Origin of the sequence: Streptomyces sp. NPDC089915 (genome assembly GCF_040684675.1) — a bacterium.
Classification (GTDB): Bacteria; Actinomycetota; Actinomycetes; order Streptomycetales; family Streptomycetaceae; genus Streptomyces.
In genome coordinates this window covers 40,564-63,142 of sequence record NZ_JBFBGN010000027.1, presented here as the reverse complement: position 1 = coordinate 63,142, position 22,579 = coordinate 40,564, and the positions used below count along the sequence as shown (strand labels likewise).

Sequence of the window (22,579 nt, the reverse complement as noted above, 5' to 3'; positions counted from 1 at the left end):
GCCGAAGGCCATCGCGAAGCGACGCGACCGAAGGGAGCGCCCTTGACAGGCCGGCCCGAACCGGAAGGACAGTGGGACTGACGGGAAACCCCCAAGCCTTCTCTGCGACCGGCCCGCCAGGCCCCCGCCACCGCGAGGTACCGCCCGCCCGATCGATACCGCCCGGCGGGCGACCGCCCCCCATCCACCGTCCCGCAGACGGGGAGGCGGGTGGGCAACCACCGACCCGCCCCCGGCCCCTCGAGGGGGAGATGGCGGGCCCGCGGCGCGAGCCCCGTCGCCCAACGGAAGCGGAACGCAGGCGTAGCGAACCGGACCGTCGCCCAACGGAAGCGGAACGCAGGCGTAGCGAACCGGACCGTCGCCCAACGGAAGCGGAAGGCAGGCGTAGCGAAGCGGACCGCCCGGCCGAGGGGGAAGGGACCGGAGCCCCCCTCAGCTCTCCGTGCGGTACATCAGGTCCACCTCGTGCGTCGTGAAGCCCAGCCCCTCGTACACCGCCAGGGCCGCCGGGTTGTCGGCGTCGACGTAGAGCATCGCCGTCGGGAGGCCCGTGCCCGCCAGGTGGTGGAGGCCGATGGCGGTGAGGGCCTTGCCGAGGCCGCCGCCCTGGGCGCCCGGGCGGACTCCGACGACGTAGACCTCGCCGAGCTGCTCCTCGGCGTGGACCTTCGTCCAGTGGAAGCCGACCAGCTCCCCCTCCCGTTCCGCGAGGAAGAACCCCTTGGGGTCGAACCACGGCTGCGCGATGCGGTCGTCGAGGTCCCGCTCCGTCAGGGAGCCCTGCTCCGGGTGGTGGGCGAAGGCGGCGGCGTTGGCGGAGAGCCAGGCGGTGTCGTCCTGGCCGGGGACGAAGGTGCGTACGGTGACCCCGGCCGGGAGCGCCGGGTCGGGCAGGGGGGCCGAGCCGGGGCCCAGGGGGCGGCGCAGCTGGCGGAGTTCGCGGAAGAGGGTCAGGCCGAGGACCTGCGCGAGGTGGCGGGCGGCGGACTTGCCGCCGTGGGCCCAGACCCGGATCCGCTTGCCGGAGGCGTTCAGCAGGGCGGTGCCCAGCGCGCGTCCGTGGCCGCGGCCGCGCAGCGCGGGGTGGACGACGAGCTCGGCGGCGGGGGCCTCGACCGGGTCGGTGTCCTCCAGCTGCCCGTACCCGACGAGCCGTCCCTCGTCGGTGACCAGGAAGTGGCGGATGCCCTCGCGGGGGCCGCCGCGCAGCTGGAGGCGGCCCTGTTCGGAGACGGCGGTGGTGCCGTCGGTGCGGGCCGCCTCGTGGATCAGGCCGAGGACCGCCTCGGCCTGTTCCTCCGTCAGTTCGTCGAGGATCTCGATGTGCCGTCCCGGCTCGACGGCCGTCGCTACGTCTGCGTCAGTCATGATCCGAGCCTACGACCGCGGCGGCCCGAACCGCCCGACGGCTGCGCGTAACCAGCTCGCAACCCTCACCCCCCTGTTGGTGCTACGCGCGTTGACCATAGGCTGCGGGCACCTCCCAGTTGTCTCGCTGTCCAAAAAGGGGAACAGATGTCAGCGAAGCCACAACGGCACCGCACGGCGCGCCGGTTGACCATCGGCGCCCTCGCCCTCACCGCGGGTGCGGGCGCGATGATCGCCGCCGCACTGCCCGCCGGTGCCGCGAGTGGCGGCGTTCCGGTCGCCAAGGGCCGGACCGTCGACGTACAGATGCTGTCGTTCAACGACTTCCACGGCACGCTGGAGCCCCCGCAGGGCTCCTCGGGCACGGTCGCGGAACTGCAGGCTGACGGCACCACCAAGTCCATACCCGCAGGCGGCGTCGAGTACCTGGCGTCGGGTCTGCGCGAGGCCCGCAAGGGCCACGAGTACTCCGTCACGGCCGCGGCCGGCGACATGATCGGCGGCAGCCCGATGCTGTCCGGTCTCTTCCACGACGAGCCGACCGTCGAGGCGCTGAACAAGCTGAAGCTCGACGTGACGAGCGTGGGCAACCACGAGTTCGACGAGGGCAAGAACGAGCTGCGCCGCATGCAGTACGGCGGCTGCCACCCGGTCGAGGGCTGCTTCGAGTACGGCAAGACGTACGACGGAGCGGACTTCAAGTACCTCGCCGCGAACGTGACGGACGAGAAGACGAAGCGTCCGCTGATGTCGCCCACCTTCATCTGGAAGAAGGGGGACGTGAAGATCGGTTTCATCGGCGTCACCCTGGAGGGCACGCCGGACGTCGTCACGGCCGACGGCGTGAAGGGCCTCAAGTTCGGCGACGAGGTCGAGACGATCAACAAGTACGCCGCCGAGCTGGACAAGCAGGGCGTGAAGTCGATCGTGGCGCTGATCCACGAGGGCGGTCTGCCGGCGAGCGGCGCGTACAACTACGACTGCAACGTGCCGGGTGCCGGCGCGGGCATCTCGGGTGCGATCGTCGACATCGCGAAGAACGTGAGCCCGAAGGTCGACGCGCTGGTGACGGGTCACACCCACCAGGCGTACTCGTGCAACATCCCGGACCCGGCGGGCAACCCGCGTACGGTCACCTCGGCGGCCTCGTACGGCCGGCTGTTCACGGACACGACGCTGACGTACGACAAGGCGACGAAGGACATCGTCCGTACGCCGGTGAAGTCGCCGAAGCCGGTGAACAAGGTCGTCAGCCGGGACCTGCCGAAGGCCCCGGACATGACCGAGCTGATCGACCGCTGGAAGAAGCTGGCGGCCCCGGTCGCCAACCGTCCGATGGGCTACATCTCCGCGGACATCGCGGGCCGCGGCTCGGAGGCTCCGGAGAAGCCGCTCGGCGACCTGATCGCCGACGCCCAGCTGGACGCGACCTCCGCGGCCGACAAGGGCGGGGCGCAGCTGGCCATCATGAACCCGGGCGGCATCCGTGGCGACCTGGCGTACAAGGCGGCCGGTGACGAGGGCGACGGTGTCGTCACGTACGGCGAGTCGTACACGGTGCAGCCGTTCAACAACCTGCTGAACGTGGTGGACCTGACCGGCGCGCAGCTGATCACGGCGCTCCAGCAGCAGGTCAGCGGCCCGGTCAACGGTCCGAACCCGAAGATCCTGCAGATCTCGAAGGGTCTGACGTACACCCTGGACATGACGAAGTCGGGCGCTGACCGGATCGTCGTGGACTCGGTGAAGCTGAACGGCGCGGCCATCGACCCGGCGAAGACGTACCGGGTCGTGATGAACGAGTTCCTCGCGGGCGGCGGCGACGGCTTCACGGTCCTGAAGGACCACAAGAACAAGCTGATCGGCGTGCCGGACCTGGAGGCGTTCAACGCCCTCCTGGCGAAGTCGACGGCGGCGGCCCCGATCGCCCCGCCGGCGGCGAACCGGATCACGGTCGTCAAGTAGTACCTGAGCGGAAGGAAGGGGCGGCGGGCCGGAAGGCCCGTCGCCCCTTTCGCATGTCTCAGGTGTCTCAGGTGTCTCAGGTGTCTCAGGTATCGCGGGTGTCTCAGGCGGTTTCGGCCAGGTACTTCGCGACGGCGGCGTGGAAGCCCTCCGGGTCGGTGAACGGCACGAAGTGGTCGCCGTCGAGGGGGGTGTAGGCGGTGTTCGGGCGGCGGGTGGTCATCGCGGTGGCCGTGGCCTGCGGGAGCGCCTGGCTTCCGGTGGCGTGGATCAGCAGGGCGGGGCAGGTGCTGGCGAGCCAGGTGTCCCAGTGGTCGCCGTCGCAGGCGCGGATGGAGTCGAGCATGTCCTGGCCGTGGAAGGCGAGCCGCCAGCCGTCCCCGCCGGGGACCGGGCGGACTCCGTCGGCGACGAAGGGCAGGGCGGCCGGGTCGACGGCGGCGAGGAGCTCCTCGCGGGTGGGGGCGGTGTAGGGGAGCGCGCCGAGGAAGTCGAACCACTGGGGGCCGGTGGGGATGGTGATGTCGATGTTGGCGTCGACGCCGATGAGGACGCCGATCCGGTCGGGGTGGGCGGCGGCCAGGTGGTAGGCGTTGAGGCCGCCGAGGGAGTACCCGAGGAGGGCGACCGGTTCGGTGAGGCCGAGGTGGTCGAGGAGGGCGACGGCGTCGGCGACGTAGCCCTCGCGGCGGTAGTCCGGGGCCCGGTCGGAGTCGCCGTGGCCGCGCTGGTCGGGGGCGATGACCCGCCACTCGTCGCCGAGGGCGGCGGCCAGGCCGGTGAAGGCGGCGGCTTCGGACATGCCGCCGTGGAGGGCGAGCAGCGGGCGGCCGGTGCCGTCGAAGTCCAGGTACGACAGCGTGCGTCCGTTGATGTCCAGCGTGTGGCGCATGGTTCGGCTCTCCCCGTTGATGGCTGTTCGGTGACGGCTGCTCGGTGGTGGCTGCTCGGTGGTGGCTTCAGCCTGCCAGCGTTTGGGCAAGCGCGCAATACATACGTGTAGGGCAACCGCCCAAAACCGTGTCCCGGCTACGATCCCGGCATGGGAAATCGCGAGGACCTGCTGGCCGGAGCGCGCCGCTGCCTGGAGGAGAAGGGCTACCTGCGCACGACCGTGCGCGACATCGCCACGGCGGCGCGGGTGAGCATGGCCGCGATCGGCTACCACTTCGGCTCCCGCGAGGTGCTCCTCAACCAGGCGCTGTTCGCCGCCATGGAGGAGTGGGCCGCCGGCTCCGGCCGGCTCACGGGGCAGGGCGACACCCCCGAGGAGCGCTACGCCGACACGTGGGACCGCAAGATCCGCGACTTCGGCGAGATGAGCTGGCTCTGGATCGCCTCGGTCGAGGCCTTCGTGCACGCCCAGTCCTCGCCCGAGCTGCTCGCGATCCTCGCGGAAGGGCAGCGCCGCAACCGGCGCATGGTGGCCGCGGCGCTGCGCGGGGTCCCCGAGGACGCGGTCACCGAGGAGGACGTCCGCTCCCTCGGCTCCCTGCACATCGCCCTGCTGAGCGGGGTCATGGTCCAGGTCCTCACCGACCCCGGACAGGCGCCGACGGGGGCGGAACTCGCCCAAGGGCTGCGCGGCATGGTCGAGTTGCTCGGCGAATCCGCCCGTACCGACGGGTAGTAACCCCACGCTCCGCACGCCATAATCCGGTCCGGCCACGGTGGCCGGCCGCCCGGACGCCCGACGCCCGGAGGACCGCGCCGCCACACGGCCGGCCGGCCGGACGACCCGGACGGCCGGACCACCGGACTGCGGACAAAGGGGCGGGCATGGCAGTGGACCGACGGACCTTCCTGACCGGCGCACTGGCGGCGGGCGCCGCCGTACTCGGACTGGGCGCGGCCGCCCCGGCCGCCGCGCGGGGCTCAGCGGCACCGGCCTCCACGGCACCGGCCGCCGCCGCGAGAGGCGTCGCCGGCAGAACCCTCGGCACCCTCGGCACCCTCGGCACCCCGGACTGGATGGCGGCCCTCGGCGACTCCACCCCCCTCCCGCGCATGACCATCCCCGGCACCCACGACTCGGGCGCCCGCCAGGGCGGCCTCTACGTCGCCTGCCAGAACACCTCGATCGCCGAGCAGCTCGACTCCGGCATCCGGTTCCTCGACGTCCGCTGCCGGGTGACGGGCGGCTCGTTCGCCATCCACCACGCCGCGTTCTTCCAGAACCTGATGTTCGGGGACGTCCTCGTCGCCTGCGCCGGCTTCCTCGCCGCGCACCCCTCGGAGACCGTGCTGATGCGGGTGAAGCAGGAGTACTCCACCGAGAGCGACGCCACCTTCCGCGCCGTCTTCGACGACTACCTCGACCACCGCGGCTGGCGCCCGCTCTTCCACATCGCCGACACCCTGCCCGTCCTCGGCCAGGCCCGCGGCAAGGTGGTGCTGCTCGCCGACAACGCCGGACTGCCGGGCCTGCGCTACGGCGACGGCGGCGTCTTCGACATCCAGGACGACTACAACACCGAGCCCTTCGCCAAGCGCGGCCGGATCGAGGACCATTTCCGCAAGGCCGTCGCCCAGCCCGGCAGGCTCTTCGTGAACTACACCAGCACCGCCGCCTACATGCCCCCGCGCTGGAACTCCGACCGCCTCAACCCGCAGGTCCACGCCTTCGTCGACGGCGCCGAACTGACCGGCCGGACCGGCCTCGGCATCGTCCCGATGGACTTCCCGAACACCCGCTCCGGCCTGGTCGCCTCACTGATCCGGCACAACTGACGCGTCTGCGCCGTGTTGCGTTTCTTTCGAATTCTGCGATGATTGCGTAGTCGAAGGAGGCTGGACATGGCTGGTATCACCGAGGACCGGACTCTCCTTCCGGAGCACCGGGCGGAGATCGCGGAGCTGCGTGCGTTCCTGGATGAGGCTCCCGAGGCCGCCGAGCCCGCCGTCCTGTGGGGGCCCGACGGGACGGCCAAGGCGTTGCCCGCCGAGGTGTACGAGGCGCTGCTCGTCGTCGTGCGGGCCCTGTCCGAAGGAAAGGCCGTCACGGTCGCCCCGGTGCACACCACCCTGACGACCCAGGAGGCCGCGGATCTCCTGGGCGTCAGCAGGCCCACCCTGGTCAAGATCCTCGACCGGGGCGAGCTGTCGTACTCCCGCCCCGGCCGTCACCGCCGGGTCCTACTGGCGGATCTCATCGAGTTCCGGGAGCAACGTCGCGCCAAGCGGCGTTCGGGCCTGGACGAACTCGTCGATCTGACAGAGGAAGCCGGCCTTTACGACGACTGACCCCTGGGGGCGCCTTGCAGCGTGTGTTGCTTGATACCTGTGTTCTCTACCCGAACTACCTGCGGGACACGCTCCTGCGGCTGGCGGAAGCGGAGCTGTACGAACCGCTTTGGTCCGCGGACATCCTGGAGGAGCTCCGGCGCAACATCGCGGACCGCAAGGACGAGGCCTACGCCAAGCGCCTGGTGGACGTCATGGCGTCTGCCTTTCCCGACAGCTGCGTCGTCGGCTACGAGCAGTTGATCCCGGTGATGGGCAACGATCCGAAGGACCGCCACGTGCTCGCCGCGGCCGTGCGGGGGCAGGCGCACGCGGTCGTGACGGACAACCTCCGTGACTTCGCGGACGATTCCGTCCGGCCCTACGACATCGAGGTGTTCAGCGCCGACACCCTCCTGCTGGACCTGCTCGACCTGGCCCCCCGGCGGGTGGCGGTCGTGCTGGCCGAACAGGCCGCCCGGTACCGGCGCGAGCCGCGCGACGTGCACGGACTCCTGGACCGGCTCGCGGCAGGCGGTGCGGTGCAGTTCGCGTCGGAGGTCAGGCGGCGGATGACCTCCTAGCTCACGCCTGCCGGCTCGCCGGCTCCGCCGAAGGGGGTGGGGTCGGGGCGCCCGGGATGCGGAGGAGGGCCTCCGTGCCGTCCTTGCCGTCCGTCGCCGCCCGGAGTTCGGCCGTGCCGCCCGAGCGGGCGGCCGTGCGGGCCACGATGGACAGGCCCAGGCCGCTGCCGGGCAGGGCGCGCGCCGACTCGGAGCGCCAGAAACGTTCGAAGACGTACGGGAGGTCCTCGGGCGGGATGCCCGGCCCGTGGTCCCGTACGGTCAGCTCGCCCGCCCGCAGCGACACCTCGACCGCGCCGCCCGGCGGGCTGAACTTCACGGCGTTGTCCAGCAGGTTGACCACCGCCCGCTCCAGCGCGGCCGCCTCGCCCCGTACGTACCAGGGCTCCAGCTCCGCGTCGAACCGCAGCTCGGGGCCGCGCAGCCGGGCCCGGGACAGGGCCGTGCCGGCGATCTCGTGCAGGGCCACCACCCCGAGCGGGGCGTGCGGGGCCGCGTCCGGGCGGGACAGCTCCTGGAGGTCCCCGATCAGCGAGGCCAGCTCCGTCATCTGCGCCTTCACCGAGGCGAGCAGCTCGCGGCGGTCCTCGGGCGGGATGGCCCGGCCCGTCTCCTCGCTGCGCGCGAGGAGTTCGATGTTGGTGCGCAGCGAGGTCAGCGGGGTCCGCAGCTCGTGCCCGGCGTCCGCGATCAGCTGGGCCTGGCGCTCCTGGGAGGAGGCCAGGGCCGCGGTCATGGAGTTGAACGACCGCGACAGGCGGGCGATCTCGTCGTCGCCCTCGTCGGGGATCCGGACGGTGAGGTCCTCGGTCCGGGCGATGTGCTCGACCACCCCGGTGAGCTCGTCGACGGGCCGCAGCCCGGTCCGCGCCACCCACAGCCCGGCCGCGCCCGCCCCGACCACGCCGACGCCCGAGACCAGCAGCAGTACCCAGGCCAGGGTGGAGAGGGGCTGTTCGACGTCGGCGAGCGGCTTGGCGATGGAGACCCCGAAGGACGCGCCGGTGGTGAGCCGCTTGTTGATCGTGTAGACGCGCATCTTGGTGCCGTCGGCGGTCGTCGCGTCGTGCAGGCTCTTGGTGCTCAGGCCCGCCGCGACGGCCTTGTCGGCGGCGGAGACCGGCAGGTCGCTGCGTCCGCTCACCAGGCAGCGGGCACCGTCCGCGGTGACGATCTGCACGGTCGGGCCGAGCTCCTCGGCGATGTTCGGCGGACTGGCGGCCGGGCGGGTCACGCAGCCCTCGCGCAGGGTCCGCACCACCTGCTCGTCGGGCTGGGTGGACAGCAGGGACTGGTTCAGCTGGTCGGTCAGCTGCGCCCGCACCATCACCCAGGAGACCCCGGCCACCGCCGCGACCGCTACCGCCACCGCGACGGTCACCAGCAGCGCCAGCCGGGAGCGCAGCGGCAGGGCGCGGAACCTGGCGGCCGGACTCGTCATTCGGGCCCGCCCTCACCGGCGCGCAGCACGTACCCGACCCCGCGCACGGTGTGGACCAGGCGCGGCTCGCCGCCCCCTTCGGTCTTGCGGCGCAGGTACATCACGTACACGTCGAGGGAGTTGGAGCTGGGCTCGAAGTCGAAGCCCCAGACCGTCTTGAGGATCTGCTCGCGGGTCAGGACCTGGCGCGGGTGCGCGAGGAACATCTCCAGCAGCGTGAACTCGGTACGGGTCAGCTCCACCTGCCGCCCGCCGCGGGTGACCTCGCGGGTGGCGAGGTCCATGCGCAGGTCGCCGAAGGTCAGCACGTCCTCGGGCTGCGCCGGGCCGGCGGCGGGGGCGGCGTAGGAGCTGCGGCGCAGCAGGGCGCGGACGCGGGCGAAGAGCTCGTCGAGCTCGAAGGGCTTGACGAGGTAGTCGTCGGCGCCGGCGTCGAGGCCGGTGACGCGGTCGCCGACGGTGTCGCGGGCGGTCAGCATCAGGATCGGGGTGACGGCGCCGCCCGCGCGCAGCCGGCGGGCCGCCGTCAGGCCGTCCATGCGGGGCATCTGGATGTCGAGGACGATCAGCTCGGGGGCGTACGAGGCGGCCTGGTCGAGGGCGTCGATGCCGTCGACGGCGGTCCGTACGTCGTACCCCTCGAAGGCGAGGCTGCGGCGCAGGGCCTCGCGCACCGCCGGCTCGTCGTCGACGACGAGGATCCGCTGCGGGTCGCCTTCGGCCGGATTCATGCTGGTCCCCCAGGGGTGGTCGTCGTCGGTGCGCGGGACGGGGTGGTCCCGTCCCAGGGTGTCAGAAGGCGGCGGGCCGTCGCGGCGGGTCGTCGCTCTCAGAGCGAGATGCCGAACCCGTTGCCGCTGCCGCCGCGCCCGCTGCCCTGGTCCGAGCCGCCGCCGGAGCCGCTGCCGCCCTTGCGGAGGGAGTCGAGGTCGGCCTTGACGGTGTTGACGGGGATGGCGAAGCCGAGGCCGACGCTGCCGGCGCTGGAGCCGTCGCTGGAGGGGGAGAAGATCGCGGAGGGCATTCCGACGATCTCGCCGTTCATGTTGACGAGGGCGCCGCCGGAGTTGCCGGGGTTGAGGGAGGCGTCGGTCTGGATCGCCTTGTAGGAGGTGGTGTTCGAGCCGGTGTTGCCGTTGAACTGCTGCCCGTCGTACGAGAACGGCCAGCCGCCGCCCCCGCCGCCCTGCCGGCCGCGCTGCTGCTGGTCCTCGGACTTGGGCACGTTCACCTCGCGGTCGAGCGCGGAGACGATGCCGCTGGTGACGGTGCCGGTGAGGCGGTCGGGGGAGCCGATGGCGACGACCTGGTCGCCGACCTTGAGGCCGTCGGAGTTGCCGAGCTTGGCGGGCTTGAGGCCGGCGGCGCCCTGGAGCTTGATCAGGGCGAGGTCCTTGTCGGGGTCGGTGCCGACGGTCTTCGCGGTGTACTTCTTGCCGTCGCTCATCGTCACCTGGATCTCGGTGGCGCCGCTGACGACGTGGTTGTTGGTGACGATCTCGCCGTCGGCGGTGAGGACGATGCCGGAGCCGGTGCCCTGGCCGGAGCCGGTGCGGGTGTCGATGCGGACGACGGAGGGGCTGACCTGCTCGGCCACGCCGGAGACGGTGCCGTTGCTGGACTGCGAGACGTTGGTGCCGGTGAAGGCGCCGGAGCCGGTGCCGTTCTGCCCGAGGAACTGCTGGACGGCGGCGGCCGTCCCGCCGCCGACGACGGCGGCCGCGAGGGCCACGGCGGCGAGCAGGGCGACGGGGCGCTTCGCGCGGGGGGCGGGGGCCGGGGCGGCGGGGGCCGCGGCCCACTGGTTCCAGCCGTTGCCGCCGTTGCCGCCGTGGCCGTTGTTACCGGCGTCGGCGCCGTTGCCGCCGGGGACGGTCTCGCCCTGGATGACCGTCGCCGGGGGCTGGTGGGCTTCGTTCCAGCCCGGGGCCTGGGGCTGGGCCGGGGGGTAGGCGGGCGGCGGCGGGTAGGCGGCGCCGCCGCCCATCGTGTCGTGGGCCAGCCGGTCGCGACCGCGCTGCCAGTCCTCGCCGAAGGGCGAGTGCGGGGCCGGGCGGTTCTCCTGCGGGTACTCGCCTTCGCGGCGGAAGCTGTCGGTCATGTCTGTGACTCTGTCCGGGGATCATGAAAGCTTCCTGAGTCCCGGCTGAGAAGCCCGACAGAACCGTGTATGCCCGATATAAGGCCGGGTCGCGGCCGCCGGTCCCGCTGCGCGGAGCCGTCTCCCCGCCCCGCCCTTTCGCCGTTTCCCGGGGCTCCGCCCCGGACCCCGCGCCTCAATCGCCGGCGGGGCTGTAATTTCGCTGCGCGAAATCCAGCCCGCGCGGCGTTTGAGCGCAACGGGTCCGGGCAGCGCCCGGGGAACGGGCGAAGGGCGGGTAGGGGACCTCGCCCCGCGCAGCGGCGACGGCCGCCGGCCCCGCCCCCGGCGGACGGAGTCCGGCGCAGCGGTGCGAAGCCGGGGAAGCCCGCCAGGGCCGAGCCGTGCGAGCGGCGCGTTGAAAGGGGCTAGCGGCAGCCGCAGCTGCGGCGGATGACCAGGGCCGACGGGAACTGCTTCAGGCGTTCCCGCCGCGACCCCGCCACCCGCAGGGCGTCGTCCAGGACGAGGTCCACCGCCGCGCGGGCCATCGCCGGGCGGTCGGAGGAGACCGTCGTCAGCGGCGGGTCCGTCAGCGCGGCCTCCTTCACGTCGTCGAAGCCGGCCACCGCCAGCTCCCCGGGCACGTCGATCCGCAGCTCGCGCGCGGCCCGCAGCACACCGATGGCCTGGTCGTCCGTCGCGCAGAAGATCGCCGTCGGCCGGTCCGGGCGGGCCAGGACCTCCAGGGCGACGCGGTAGGCGTCGTAGCGGTTGTACGGGGCCTCGATGACCCGGCCCTCGACCGACCGCCCGGCCTCCAGCATGGCCCGCCGCCAGCCCTCGACGTGGTCGGCGACCGGGTCGCCGACCGACGGGGTGTTCTCGATGCCGCCGATGCAGGCCACGTACTCGTGCCCGTGCTCCAGGAGGTGCCGGGTGGCCAGCTGGGCGCCGCCGATGTCGTCCGTGACCACGGCCACGTCGTCGATCGCCTCGGGACGCTCGTGCAGCAGCACGATGCGCGCGTCCCAGGCCTCGATCTCCGACGCGGCGCGCTCGCTCATGCCCTGGCTGACCAGGATCAGCCCGGACACCCGCATCCCCAGGAACGCGCGCAGGTAGTGCACCTCGCGCTCGTCCCGGTAGTCGGAGTTCCCGACCAGGACCATCTTTCCGCGCTCGGCGGCGGCCTGCTCGACCGCGTGCGCCATCTCCGCGAAGAACGGCTGCCGGGCGTCCGGGACGATCATGCCTATGAGGTCGGTACGCCGCGACGCCATCGCCTGGGCGACCCGGTCCGGGCGGTAGCCCAGGTCCTTGATCGCGGCGAGGACACGCTCGCGCGTGGCCGGGGCGACCGGCCGGGGTCCGTTGTTGATGACGTAGCTCACGACGGCGGTAGACGTACCCGCAAGTCGTGCAACGTCATCCCGCGTCACCTTGGCCACGCGCGGAAGTCTACGCGGGGTGACCTACCTCTGGGCAGGGAGTCCTGGAGAGTGGATGGTCACAGGGGCCTCCTCCTAATGGGGGACGGCCGCGGGGGTCTCGTCGGGTGCCTTGGCCGGGGCCTCGGCCGGAGCCTGCTTGCGCTCGGCCTTGGCGGCCGCCTCCGCCGCCGCCCGTTCGACCTTCTCGGGGGTGACGAAGCGGTAGCCGACGTTGCGGACGGTACCGATCAGCGACTCGTGCTCGGGGCCCAGCTTGGCGCGCAGCCGCCGTACGTGGACGTCCACCGTCCGGGTGCCGCCGAAGTAGTCGTAGCCCCAGACTTCCTGGAGGAGCTGGGCGCGGGTGAAGACCCGCCCGGGGTGCTGGGCGAGGTACTTCAGGAGCTCGAACTCCTTGAAGGTCAGGTCCAGGACCCGGCCCTTGAGCTTGGCGGAGTACGTCGCCTCGTCGACCGACAGGTCGCCGTTGCGGATCTCCATGGGGGAGTCGTCGGTGCCGAGCTGCTGGCGGCCGGTGGCCAGCCGCAGCCGGGCCTCGACCTCGGCCGGTCCGGCGGTGTCGAGGAGTACGTCGTCGATGCCCCAGTCGGCGGTGACGGCGGCGAGGCCGCCCTCCGTGACGACGAGGATCAGGGGGCAGCCGGGTCCGGTGGACCGCAGCAGCTGGCAGAGCGACCGCACCTGCGGCAGGTCGCGGCGTCCGTCGACGAGGATCACGTCCGCCCCGGGGGTGTCCACCAGGGCCGGTCCCTCGGCCGGCGCCACCCGGACGTTGTGCAGCAGCAGTCCGAGTGCGGGCAGCACCTCCGCGGAGGGCTGTAGGGCATTGGTCAGCAACAGGAGAGAACTCATACCCGACCACCTGCCCGGGTCGGGTGCTCGTGGCCCCGTTTGCTTCGCTGGTCCATCACGTCGGTTCCTCCTCGGTCCCGTCGAGGACGTGCGTGGTAAGGCTTCGTACGACTTGCCTGGCATGCCGTCCGGCCCCCGCGCCCTGGGGTCCGGATGGATACCACTGTTCTCGGTCCGTTCAACGTGCTGAAAGCACAAAAGGACCCGGGGGCTACGTTGCCCGGATCCTCTACGCCGTCAGAATAGCCCACCCGCCCTTTCGGGGCCGAGGGCCGCCATGCACCGCATTCTGTGGTTCGCGCCACGCCTTCCTCCTGCGTATGCCCTGGTTTCACCGGATCGGTGGACCCCCTGCGGGCCGCCCGGGCGCACGAACGGCGCGCGGAGGCACGCCGGGGTGACGAGCCGGAGGCGTCATCATGGAGGCCGACGGTAGAGATCCGACGGAGCCCGACACGATAGGAGCTGCAGTGGCAACCGGAACCATCCGCTACTGGGCGGCGGCCAAGGCCGCGGCCAAGACGGCGGAGGAGCCGTACTCGGCACGCACACTGGCCGAGGCGCTCGACGCAGTGCGGGAACGCCACCCGGGGGAGCTGACCCGGGTCCTGCAGCGATGCTCCTTCCTCGTGAACGACGAACCCGTGGGCAAGCGCCCGCACGATGCCGTCCTGCTGACCGAGGGGGGCACCGTAGAGGTGCTCCCGCCGTTCGCGGGCGGGTGAACGGAAGCGATGAGCACTCCGAGCAGCCCCGGGAGTCCTGAGGAGCAGCAGCGCCGGCAGCAGCAGGCCGCCGCCGCGCAGCAGGACCCGTACAGCACGCAGACCTGGCAGGCCGACACCTGGGAGACCGGGTACCAGCCGGTGCAGCCGCCGCTCGGCTCGGTGCCGGGGCAGGCGGCCCCGCAGGGGCAGTCCGAGTGGCAGCCGCAGGCGGGCGGCACCGGCACCGGCGGCGGTGCGCCGTGGCCGGACGCCTCCGCCGGCGGCGGCGCCGCCTGGCAGGGGCAGCCGCAGGCCCCGGCGGTGCCGGACGCGTGGTTCCGCGACGCGCAGCCGCAGCCGCAGGCGCAGGCTCCGGGTGGCGGTGTGCAGTGGCCGGACGCCTCGTCCGGCGGCGGGACCGCGTACCCGCAGGCCCAGCCGCACGCTCAGCCGCAGCCGCAGCCGGCCGTGCCGGACTCCTGGTTCCGTGACCCCGAGCCGCAGGCCCCGGCGCAGCCGGCCTCCGCCGCCGAGACGGCGTACCTGCCGCCGGTGCGGCAGCCCGAGCCGCCGCAGCGGACGGGCGGGGGCCTGCCGTGGCGGGACGCCTCGCCGGCGGCCGAGACGGCGTACCTGCCGCCCGTACGGGAGTCGGCCGACGCGCCCGCGTACCCGTCGCCCTACCCGGGCCAGGCGCAGCCGGCGGTCCCGGACTCCTGGTTCCGCGACCCGCAGCCCCAGACCCCGGCCCCGGCGGCCTCCGCCGCCGAGACGGCCTACCTCCCGCCGGTACGGGATCCGCAGCCCGACGTGGCCGCCGCCGAGACGGCGTACCTGCCGCCGGTGCCGGCGATGGACATGGCGGCCGCCGAGACGGCCTACCTCCCGCCGGTACGGGACCCGCAGCCCGACCCGGCCGCCGCGCAGACGGCGTACCTCCCGCCCGTGCGGGACCCGCAGCCGCCGGTGGACCCGGCCGCCGCTCAGACGGCCTACCTGCCGCCCGTGCCGGGCGGCCAGGCCCCCGTCGAGCCGGCCGCCGCCCAGACGGCGTACCTCCCGCCGGTGCGGGACCCGCAGTCCGACGTGGCCGCCGCTCAGACGGCCTACCTGCCGCCCGTGCCGGGCGCCCAGGCCCCCGCTGAGCCGGCCGCCGCCCAGACCGCGTACCTCCCGCCCGTGCGGGACCCGCAGCCGTCTGGCGAGGCGGGTGCCGGCGGGGCCGGGGCGGAGTGGTCGCCGCCGACGCTCGGGGGGAACACCCTGCGCGCCGTCGATCCCGCTCAGGCGCGGGCCGAGGGGCGGTCGCCGATCATCGATCCCGGGCCGCAGTCGGCCATACTGACCGCCGCCCTCGGGCTGGTCCTGGCCGCCGCCGCGGCGCTGGGCACGTACGCGCTCCTCGCGCCGCTGATCGCCCTCCAGGGGCTCACCGCGGCCGGCTGGTTCCGGCTCAACGGCATGTGGCCGGCCCGCCAGGGCATCGCCCTCGCCTTCGCCGGAGCCCTCGTCGCCGACGGCGCGGTCCTCGCCGTGGACGGTACGTACGGCCCCGGCGCGATCATCGGCACCCTCGGGGTGTGGGTGCTGCTCACGCTGGTCCTCCAGCTGCGCAGCCACGCCGACCCCGACGAGCGGATGTACGGGCTGATGGCCTCGGTGACCTCCGCGGCGCTGGCCATCGCCTGCACCGGGTTCCTCGCGGCCGACTGGGCCGCCGTGACCACCGGGGCGGCCGCCGTGGCCGTCGCCGTGTTCGCGCGGGCCCTGCCGCTGCCGACCGCGCCCTCCGTGGGCGTCTCGCTGGCCGCCGCGGCCGGCGCGGGCATCGCGGTCGGCGGGCTGGTCGGGCTGAACGCGGGCGGTGCGCTGGTCGGCCTGGTGGCCGGGGTGTGCGCGCTGGTCGGGCTGCGCGTGGCGGCGTACGACTACCCGTCGAAGTTCGTCCACATGACGGCCGGTGTCGCGCTGCCGCTCGCGGTGGCGGCCCCCGCCGTCTACCTGATCGGCCGGGTGGTCGGCTGAGGGAGCGGGGCGGAGCGGGGCGGGCCGCGCGGCGTCGGGGGAGACGCTGCTCACAGGCCCGCCCATGAGCCCGCTCACGGCGCTCCGACCGCGATCATGGTCCACTAGAACGCACGTACCGATGAGTTGTTGGGGGAGGGCGCGTGCGTTTCCTGCGTTTCGTGGTGATCGTCGTGGTGGTGCTGGGGGGCCTGTTCGTGGGGGCCGACCGGTGGGCGGTCGGCTACGCCGAGAACCGGCTGGCCGAGAAGATCCAGTCCCGCCAGGGCCTGGCCGGCAGCGCCGAGGTCGACATCCACGGCTTCCCCTTCCTCACCCAGGCCCTCAGCCACGAGCTGGAGCAGGTCGACCTCAAGCTGAAGGGCGTCGAGGTCACCGCCGACGGCCGCAAGACGCGGCTCTCCCAGCTCGACGCCGCCTTCCACGAGGTGAAGCTGAACGGGGACTACACCGGCGGCTCCGCCAAGCGCGCCGAGGGCACCGCGCTGATCTCGTACGAGGACCTCACCAAGGCCTCCCAGACGGGCGCGACGCTGACGTACGGCGGCCAGCCCGGCAAGCTGAAGGTCACCGCGGCGGTGGACGTCCTGGGCCGCTCGATCACCCGCAGCGTGATCTCCACCGTCGAGCTGGTCGACGGCAAGGGGGGCGCGGGCGGCAAGACGGTCCGGGTGCACGCGGACTCCGTCCCGGGCGAGGGCATACCGGGGATCGAGAGCCTGATCCGCAAGCGGACGGACTTCGACCGCCGCATCGACGACGGCCTCCCGGCCGGTCTCAAGCTCACCGCGCTGACCTCGGACGAGGCGGGCGTCCACCTCACGCTGACCGGTACGGACGTGAGCCTGGCCGGATCGTGAGACGGCGCGGTCCGATCCGCAGGCGGACGGGCCGCACGAGCAGCCCCGGAAGGCCCTGAGAAGGCCTCCCGGGGCTTTCTCGTCCCGGCATTCGGACGATCCCGTCTCGCCATATGACACGCCGGTGACAGGGCGGCCGGTTCGTCCCTACGATCCTTGCCATGAAGCATCAGCAGGCGGACCTCACGAAGCGGCGGGCAGTAGACCTGTGTCGCGTCGCCGCCATGCTCTGTCGCTCCATGTGAGGCGTGAGCCCTCCCGCTCCGCCGGCCGGACCGACGGCCCTTCATCCCGCGTGACCGCACCGCATCCGCCTCCTGCCCCTGACGCCTCCCCGCGCAGGGCCGAAGAGCGTCAGCCGACAGCGGCCCCGCACAGCAACGCCAGCCCCATCGCAGCACCAGCGCAGCCCCGCCGCACACTGCCCCGGAGGAGATCACCATGAGCCGCAGCGACGTCCTCGTAGACGCCGACTGGGTCGAGGCCCACCTGAACGACGCCGACGTCGTGATCGTCGAGGTGGACGAGGACACGTCCGCCTACGACAAGAACCACATCACGAACGCCGTCCGGATCGACTGGAAGCAGGACCTCCAGGACCCGGTCCGCCGCGACTTCGTGGACCAGGAGGGCTTCGAGAAGCTCCTGTCCGCCAAGGGCATCTCCAACGACGACACCGTCGTCCTCTACGGCGGCAACAACAACTGGTTCGCGTCCTACGCCTACTGGTACTTCAAGCTCTACGGCCACCAGGACGTCCGCCTCCTCGACGGCGGCCGCAAGAAGTGGGAGCTCGACTCCCGCGACCTGGTCGACGGCAAGGACGTCCCGAACCGCCCGGCCACCGAGTACAAGGCCAAGGCCCAGGACACCTCCATCCGCGCCTTCCGCGACGACGTCGTCTCCGCGATCGGCTCGCTGAACCTGGTCGACGTCCGCTCGCCCGACGAGTTCTCCGGCAAGCTGCTCGCCCCGGCGCACCTCCCGCAGGAGCAGTCGCAGCGCCCCGGCCACGTGCCGAGCGCCCGCAACATCCCGTGGTCGAAGAACGCCAACGACGACGGCACCTTCAAGTCCGACGAGGAGCTGACCGCCCTCTACGAGGCCGAGCAGGTCGACCTGGCGAAGGACACCATCGCCTACTGCCGCATCGGTGAGCGCTCCGCGCTCACGTGGTTCGTGCTGCACGAGCTCCTGGGCCAGGAGAACGTCAAGAACTACGACGGCTCCTGGACCGAGTACGGCTCGCTCGTCGGCGTGCCGATCGAGCTCGGCCCCAACAAGTAACCCCGGCGGCCGGGCACGCGACGCCCGCCCCTCGTAGCGGCAGAACCTCTCTAGGACAGGACAGAGAACATGTGTGGAGCACAGATCGGCGGGCCCGACCTCGCGACCCTCAAGCCCGGTGAGACGGCGATCCAGGGCCAGGTGACCAAGGACGGCGAGCCCGTCAGCGGCTACGTGCGGCTGCTGGACTCGACCGGCGAGTTCACCGCCGAGGTCCCGACCTCCGCGACCGGCCAGTTCCGCTTCTACGCGGCCGAGGGCTCGTGGACGCTCCGGGCGCTCGTGCCCGGCGGCCAGGCCGACCGCGCCGTCGTGGTCGTCGAGGCCGGCGGCGTGACGGACGTCGCCATCGCGGTCTGACGCACGACCGCACCGCAGTACCGGCCGGAGGGCCGCACCCCAGGGGGTTGGACGCCACTGGATCGGGGTGCGGCCCTTCGTGCCGTCCGGGCCCTTGTGTGCGGACGGCACGGCCCTACGCTGGAGGTATGTACGCCCGGCGTCGGCGCGCCTACTTCCTGCTCATGGGCGGATGCCTGTTCCTGTTCGTCTCCGCCTGGTCCTTCGTGCGCCTCTTCTCGGTCCCGGCGGCGGTCGCGCTGTGCGTGGTCGCCATGGTCATCCCGCCGGTCGCGGCGATGGTCGCGAACCGGCGCGGGCCGGACGACCGCTGGTGGGACGACCCGTCGGGGGACGCGAAATCCGACGAGTGGTGGGACGAACTGGACGGAAAGCGGCGCCCGCCCGAGGACTGAACGCGATTGAACGTGTTCGAGATAAAAGCGTAATAAGGATGCGTACAACGTCCCTGAGCCCCATGGTGTCTTGGATGTGCGCGGGCGAACGCTCCCGCGCCTCCAGGTCTGTGGGGGGACCCCTTTGGAACACGAACAGCCGCCGCCGCGCGCCCCGCGCCGCCGTGGCCGCACCACCGCCCTGATCGCCGCCGCGCTCGTCCTCGGCGCCGTCGCAGGCACGGTCACCGGCTACGCGGTCCAGTACGACCGCGAGCCCACGCCGCTGCCGCCCCTGGCCCAGCAGAAGCTGGACACGCCGAAGGCACAGGCGCCGAACGACGCCACGACGGTCAAGTCGATCAACGCCAACCGCTGGCACAAGACGGACGACGACCTCACGAAGCTGCTGGTCGACGCGCCGGCCGGGGCGAAGGTCGAATTCGACGGGTACGACACGCTCGACTCCCTCGCGACGACCTTCGAGAAGCCGAACGGCGCCCTGCGCGACTTCGTCAGGGACGGGCTGCGACGCGTCGCCGTTCGGACGTGGACGCAGGGCGACGTCCGCGTCGAGGTCCGGCTCGTGCAGTACCACGACTACTCCGGCGCCGACGGCTACCACCGGGAGCAGTCGAACTACATGCCCAACAAGGACTTCGCGGGCAACGGCGGTGTCGCCGTTCCCGGCGTCTCCGCGGGGCTCGGCCACGTCTGGGTCTACTCGGACACCTCCCAGGAACCCGGGTACGCCCCGGTACGGGAGGCGCGCGCCCTCGTCCGCCGGGGCGACGTCGTCCTGGACCTCTTCTACACCGACGAGCGCGGCGGGCAGATCGCCGAGGGCGACGTCCTCGAACTGGCCAAGCGACAGCTGGAGCGACTGTGACCGAGCCCCGGACGGATCCGCAGTCGGATCCGCAGACCGAGCCGCAGACCGAGCCGCAGGCCGTGCCGGACGCGGTTCCCGAGGCACCCGCCCAGGCCGGATCCTCGCCGGCACCGGCCCGCCGCAAGAAGGTCCTCCTCTCCGCTGTCACCGTGGCCGCGGTCCTCCTCGTGGGCGGCGGGGTGTGGGCGGCCTCCGCCCTCGCCGGCGCCGACCGGACCGCGCCGACCGCCTACTGGGTCGAGGCGGGCGGGAAGCTGCCCGAGGCCGAGCACCCCGCGCCGGTGCCGGGCAACGACCTCACCTCCAGGCTCCTGCCGGCCCCGTCCGGTTTCCAGCCGGGTCCCGACATCCCCGGCGAGGGGAAGGACTTCTACGTGTCCGGGGAGCAGGCGGTCGAGAGCTTCAAGGAGGCCCGCAAGGGCCTGTCCGGCTCGGAGCGCAAGAAGCGCGACGACATGCTGGCCGACCTCAAGCTCAAGGGCCTGGCGGGCCGGAGCTACGCCTCCACCGGCATGATCGTCGAGATCCGTCTCCTGCAGGCCGACCCGAAGGCGGTGGGGGCGTTCGCGGACGTCTCCAAGAAGCTGCTCGCCGTCATGGGCGACGACCGGGACGCGCCCACGGTGGACGGCTACCCGGACGCCAAGTGCACCCGCATGAGCGTGGGCGACGAGAAGAAGAAGGAGAACATGATCGACTCCTTCTACTGCGTGGCCGTCCAGGGCGACGTGATGGTCAACTTCCGCGCTTACGGTCCCCAGACGGCCGGCCTCTCGAAGACCGAGGCCACCAGCCTTCTCAGGAACCAGCTGTCCCTCCTGAAGTCCCCCGGGGAGTCCGTGTGACCGAGCAGAACACCACCGTCGACCCGGCCCCGTCGGCCCCGGCACCGGTGGCCCCCGAGGCGCCCGTGCCCGCCCCGCCGAAGGAACGCCGCGCCGTGCGTGCCCTCCTGCGCTGGACCGCCGCCGTCCTCGTCTTCGCCGCCGCCGGCTCGGGGACCGCGTACGGGATCATCCAGGCGAAGCGGACCGACGTCCCGGGCCTGTCCACGAAGAGCGACGGCCGCTGGACGTATCCGGCACTGGCCAAGCCCGCCCTGCCGCCCGGCGCGCCGGTGGCCTTCGCCGTGGACGACCCGGAAGGCATCCACTACGCCGGCCTCACCCAGCTCCTCCTGCCCGCCCCCGTCGGCTCCGCCCCGGACCCCGGGCTGAAGCTGGAGAAGGACTCGGCGGTCACCGTCGACACCTTCCTGGAGGAGTACGACCCCTCCGCGCGCGAGAAGATGAAGCAGGGGTTCGCCGACAACGGGCTGCGCCAGATCGCCGCCCGCGGCTGGACCACCCCGGACGGCACCCGCACCCGGGTCTACCTGCTGCGCTTCCACGCCTCGGGGTTCGCGGACACCTTCGCGGGCTGCGGCACGGACCTCAACGGGGTCAAGGGAATGGAGCCCGACGGGGACTGGGGCAAGGCGCGCGCGTCCCAGCCGGCACCCGACGTCGCCGGCATGACGGCCCTCCAGGAATCCGTCCCCTTCGGCGACGAGCAGACCCGCGTCGGCTGCGTCCAGTCGGGCGACGTCCAGGCCCTGATCCTGCAGAACCGCAAGGGCAAGGCCGCGGCCGTCCCGCTCCACCAGGCGGTGATCCTCCAGCGGCAACTGCTGAGCTGACCCGGCAGGGGCCGGTTCGGCCCACCTCACAGCGTGCGCCGGTCCCCGGGCCAGTAGGCTTGGGGACCGGCCCCGTCCACCGCACCGAATCCTCCGAGGAGCACCCCGTGCTTGAGGCAGTCTTCACCTCCCTGCTGGTCCTGGTCTGCGTCGGCGTCCTCGCCTTCACCGGCCTGGCCGTCAAGAAGCTGTACCAGGGTCAGCGCTAACCGCCGACCGGCCGACCGCCCCGGAACCCCTCCCACAGATCGCCTGAGCAGCCAACCATGATCCAGATCCCGTCCGACCTGAACCCGGGCCTCGTCCCCCTCGCCTTCCTCCTCGGCACCTGGGAAGGCGCCGGCGTGTTCGACTTCCCCGGCGAGGAGAAGTGCAACTTCGGCCAGGAAGTCGTCTTCAGCCACGACGGCCGGGACTTCCTGGAGTACACCTCCCGCTCCTGGGTGCTCGACGCCGAGGGCAACAAGGTGCGCCCCCTGGAGTCCGAGTCGGGCTACTGGCGCATCGACAAGGACCGCAAGGTCGAGGTCGTCATGGTCCGCGACCAGGGCGTGGTCGAGGTCTGGTACGGCGAGCTCGCCGACCAGAAGCCGCAGATCGACCTCGTCACCGACGCGGTGGCCCGCACCGCCGCCTCCGGTCCGTACAGCGGCGGCAAGCGCCTCTACGGCTACGTCAAGAGCGACCTGATGTGGGTCGGCGAGAAGGCGACCCCCGACGTCGAGCTGCGCCCGTACATGTCGGCCCAGCTGAAGAAGGTCGTCACCCCGGAGGAGATCGCCGACATGGCGCGCAACCTCCCCGAGCTCCCGGAAGACGGCATCGCCTTCTTCCGCTGAGCCGCACACACGCGTACGAAGGGGACCGCGGCAGGGCCGCGGTCCCCTTCGCGTGCTTACACTGGCCGGGTGGTGACCACCGACTGGAAGAGCGACCTGCGGCAGCGCGGATACCGGCTGACACCGCAGCGCCAGCTCGTGCTGGAGGCGGTCGACGCCCTGGAGCACGCGACCCCCGACGAGATCCTGGCCGAAGTGCGCAAGACGGCCTCGGGCGTCAACATCTCCACCGTCTACCGCACGCTGGAGCTCCTGGAGGAGCTCGGACTCGTCTCGCACGCCCACCTCGGGCACGGGGCCCCCACCTACCACCTCGCCGACCGGCACCACCACATCCACCTGGTCTGCCGCGACTGCACCGAGGTCATCGAGGCCGACCTCGACATCGCCGCCGACTTCACGGCGAAGCTCCGCACCACCTTCGGCTTCGAGACCGACATGAAGCACTTCGCCATCTTCGGCCTGTGCCAGCAGTGCGCCGCCCGCCGCCGCGAGGACCGGCCCGACGCCCCGGCCGACGCCCCCGGCGGCACGGGCGACGCGTAGCGCCCCCGGTGCGCCCTGGGGCCCCGCGGGCGGGGTCGTAGG

At 72.5% G+C, this 22,579-nt stretch carries 24 protein-coding genes; 17 read left to right on the top strand and 7 right to left on the bottom strand.

Annotation, left to right across the window (positions count from 1 at the left end):
- Positions 1-435 precede the first annotated feature (435 nt).
- The gene (mshD, locus tag AB0O29_RS11730) at positions 436-1,371 is read right to left on the bottom strand and encodes a mycothiol synthase (protein ID WP_365149822.1); all 936 of its coding nucleotides are present in this window, start codon (positions 1,369-1,371) and stop codon (positions 436-438) included.
- 147 nt (positions 1,372-1,518) lie between these two features.
- Here mshD and AB0O29_RS11725 point away from each other — a divergent pair, with 147 nt between their 5' ends.
- Complete coding sequence (locus AB0O29_RS11725) at positions 1,519-3,336, top strand: bifunctional metallophosphatase/5'-nucleotidase (RefSeq protein WP_365149819.1); 1,818 nt, start codon at positions 1,519-1,521, stop codon at positions 3,334-3,336.
- 103 nt (positions 3,337-3,439) lie between these two features.
- On the opposite strand, the gene AB0O29_RS11720 is transcribed toward AB0O29_RS11725, so the two are convergent.
- Positions 3,440-4,228 (bottom strand): alpha/beta hydrolase, encoded by a 789-nt coding sequence (locus AB0O29_RS11720; protein WP_365149816.1) that lies wholly within the window; start codon positions 4,226-4,228, stop codon positions 3,440-3,442.
- Between the two features lie 150 nt (positions 4,229-4,378).
- Between AB0O29_RS11720 and AB0O29_RS11715 the strand changes: the two genes are divergently transcribed.
- From AB0O29_RS11715 to AB0O29_RS11700, 4 genes are all read left to right on the top strand, one after another.
- Entirely contained in the window at positions 4,379-4,966 is a 588-nt protein-coding gene (locus tag AB0O29_RS11715) for a helix-turn-helix domain-containing protein (protein ID WP_365149813.1), read from the top strand.
- A 149-nt stretch (positions 4,967-5,115) separates the two neighbouring features.
- Positions 5,116-6,066: a phosphatidylinositol-specific phospholipase C gene (locus tag AB0O29_RS11710; protein ID WP_365149810.1), complete on the top strand. Its 951-nt coding sequence runs from the start codon at positions 5,116-5,118 to the stop codon at positions 6,064-6,066.
- Positions 6,067-6,132: 66 nt separating this feature from the next.
- Complete coding sequence (locus AB0O29_RS11705) at positions 6,133-6,579, top strand: helix-turn-helix domain-containing protein (RefSeq protein WP_365149807.1); 447 nt, start codon at positions 6,133-6,135, stop codon at positions 6,577-6,579.
- A gap of 23 nt (positions 6,580-6,602) precedes the next feature.
- Positions 6,603-7,142, top strand: a complete 540-nt coding sequence (locus AB0O29_RS11700) for a PIN domain-containing protein (protein ID WP_365149804.1) — start codon at positions 6,603-6,605, stop codon at positions 7,140-7,142.
- A 1-nt stretch (position 7,143) separates the two neighbouring features.
- On the opposite strand, the gene AB0O29_RS11695 is transcribed toward AB0O29_RS11700, so the two are convergent.
- The 5 genes from AB0O29_RS11695 to AB0O29_RS11675 all read right to left on the bottom strand — a co-directional run bounded on the left by AB0O29_RS11695 (position 7,144) and on the right by AB0O29_RS11675 (position 12,969).
- Entirely contained in the window at positions 7,144-8,583 is a 1,440-nt protein-coding gene (locus tag AB0O29_RS11695; RefSeq protein ID WP_365149801.1) for a HAMP domain-containing sensor histidine kinase, read from the bottom strand.
- Positions 8,580-9,314 carry a response regulator transcription factor gene (locus AB0O29_RS11690; RefSeq protein WP_365149798.1) on the bottom strand — a complete coding sequence of 245 codons (735 nt, stop codon included), beginning with the start codon at positions 9,312-9,314 and terminating at the stop codon, positions 8,580-8,582. The genes AB0O29_RS11695 and AB0O29_RS11690 overlap by 4 nt, the downstream gene beginning before the upstream one ends.
- Positions 9,315-9,412: 98 nt before the next feature.
- Positions 9,413-10,684 (bottom strand): trypsin-like peptidase domain-containing protein, encoded by a 1,272-nt coding sequence (locus AB0O29_RS11685; RefSeq protein ID WP_365149796.1) that lies wholly within the window; start codon positions 10,682-10,684, stop codon positions 9,413-9,415.
- 407 nt (positions 10,685-11,091) lie between these two features.
- Entirely contained in the window at positions 11,092-12,114 is a 1,023-nt protein-coding gene (locus tag AB0O29_RS11680; RefSeq protein WP_042812372.1) for a LacI family DNA-binding transcriptional regulator, read from the bottom strand.
- 75 nt (positions 12,115-12,189) lie between these two features.
- Positions 12,190-12,969 (bottom strand): response regulator transcription factor, encoded by a 780-nt coding sequence (locus AB0O29_RS11675; RefSeq protein WP_365149792.1) that lies wholly within the window; start codon positions 12,967-12,969, stop codon positions 12,190-12,192.
- A 470-nt stretch (positions 12,970-13,439) separates the two neighbouring features.
- Here AB0O29_RS11675 and AB0O29_RS11670 point away from each other — a divergent pair, with 470 nt between their 5' ends.
- The 12 genes from AB0O29_RS11670 (at position 13,440) to AB0O29_RS11615 (ending at position 22,537) form a co-directional block, all read left to right on the top strand.
- Positions 13,440-13,694, top strand: a complete 255-nt coding sequence (locus AB0O29_RS11670; protein WP_344162543.1) for a MoaD/ThiS family protein — start codon at positions 13,440-13,442, stop codon at positions 13,692-13,694.
- Positions 13,695-14,060: 366 nt separating this feature from the next.
- Positions 14,061-15,701, top strand: coding sequence for a hypothetical protein (locus AB0O29_RS11665; RefSeq protein ID WP_365149828.1), 1,641 nt, complete (start codon positions 14,061-14,063; stop codon positions 15,699-15,701).
- A 143-nt stretch (positions 15,702-15,844) separates the two neighbouring features.
- Complete coding sequence (locus tag AB0O29_RS11660; protein WP_365149789.1) at positions 15,845-16,561, top strand: DUF2993 domain-containing protein; 717 nt, start codon at positions 15,845-15,847, stop codon at positions 16,559-16,561.
- A gap of 161 nt (positions 16,562-16,722) precedes the next feature.
- Positions 16,723-16,806, top strand: a complete 84-nt coding sequence (locus AB0O29_RS11655; protein WP_350206375.1) for a putative leader peptide — start codon at positions 16,723-16,725, stop codon at positions 16,804-16,806.
- Positions 16,807-17,002: 196 nt separating this feature from the next.
- Positions 17,003-17,848, top strand: a complete 846-nt coding sequence (locus AB0O29_RS11650) for a sulfurtransferase (RefSeq protein WP_365149786.1) — start codon at positions 17,003-17,005, stop codon at positions 17,846-17,848.
- A 69-nt stretch (positions 17,849-17,917) separates the two neighbouring features.
- Positions 17,918-18,208 (top strand): DUF1416 domain-containing protein, encoded by a 291-nt coding sequence (locus AB0O29_RS11645; RefSeq protein ID WP_344162552.1) that lies wholly within the window; start codon positions 17,918-17,920, stop codon positions 18,206-18,208.
- Positions 18,209-18,336: 128 nt separating this feature from the next.
- On the top strand, positions 18,337-18,603 hold the full coding sequence (locus AB0O29_RS11640) for a DUF3099 domain-containing protein (protein WP_365149783.1): 267 nt from the start codon (positions 18,337-18,339) through the stop codon (positions 18,601-18,603).
- Between the two features lie 124 nt (positions 18,604-18,727).
- Positions 18,728-19,471: a hypothetical protein gene (locus tag AB0O29_RS11635; protein WP_365149780.1), complete on the top strand. Its 744-nt coding sequence runs from the start codon at positions 18,728-18,730 to the stop codon at positions 19,469-19,471.
- On the top strand, positions 19,468-20,319 hold the full coding sequence (locus tag AB0O29_RS11630) for a hypothetical protein (protein WP_365149777.1): 852 nt from the start codon (positions 19,468-19,470) through the stop codon (positions 20,317-20,319). The genes AB0O29_RS11635 and AB0O29_RS11630 overlap by 4 nt, the downstream gene beginning before the upstream one ends.
- Positions 20,316-21,152 carry a hypothetical protein gene (locus AB0O29_RS11625; RefSeq protein ID WP_365149774.1) on the top strand — a complete coding sequence of 279 codons (837 nt, stop codon included), beginning with the start codon at positions 20,316-20,318 and terminating at the stop codon, positions 21,150-21,152. Before AB0O29_RS11630 ends, AB0O29_RS11625 begins: the two co-directional genes overlap by 4 nt.
- Positions 21,153-21,418: 266 nt before the next feature.
- Positions 21,419-21,991: an FABP family protein gene (locus tag AB0O29_RS11620; RefSeq protein ID WP_358895779.1), complete on the top strand. Its 573-nt coding sequence runs from the start codon at positions 21,419-21,421 to the stop codon at positions 21,989-21,991.
- Positions 21,992-22,060: 69 nt separating this feature from the next.
- On the top strand, positions 22,061-22,537 hold the full coding sequence (locus tag AB0O29_RS11615) for a Fur family transcriptional regulator (protein ID WP_365149771.1): 477 nt from the start codon (positions 22,061-22,063) through the stop codon (positions 22,535-22,537).
- The last annotated feature ends 42 nt before the right edge of the window (positions 22,538-22,579 follow it).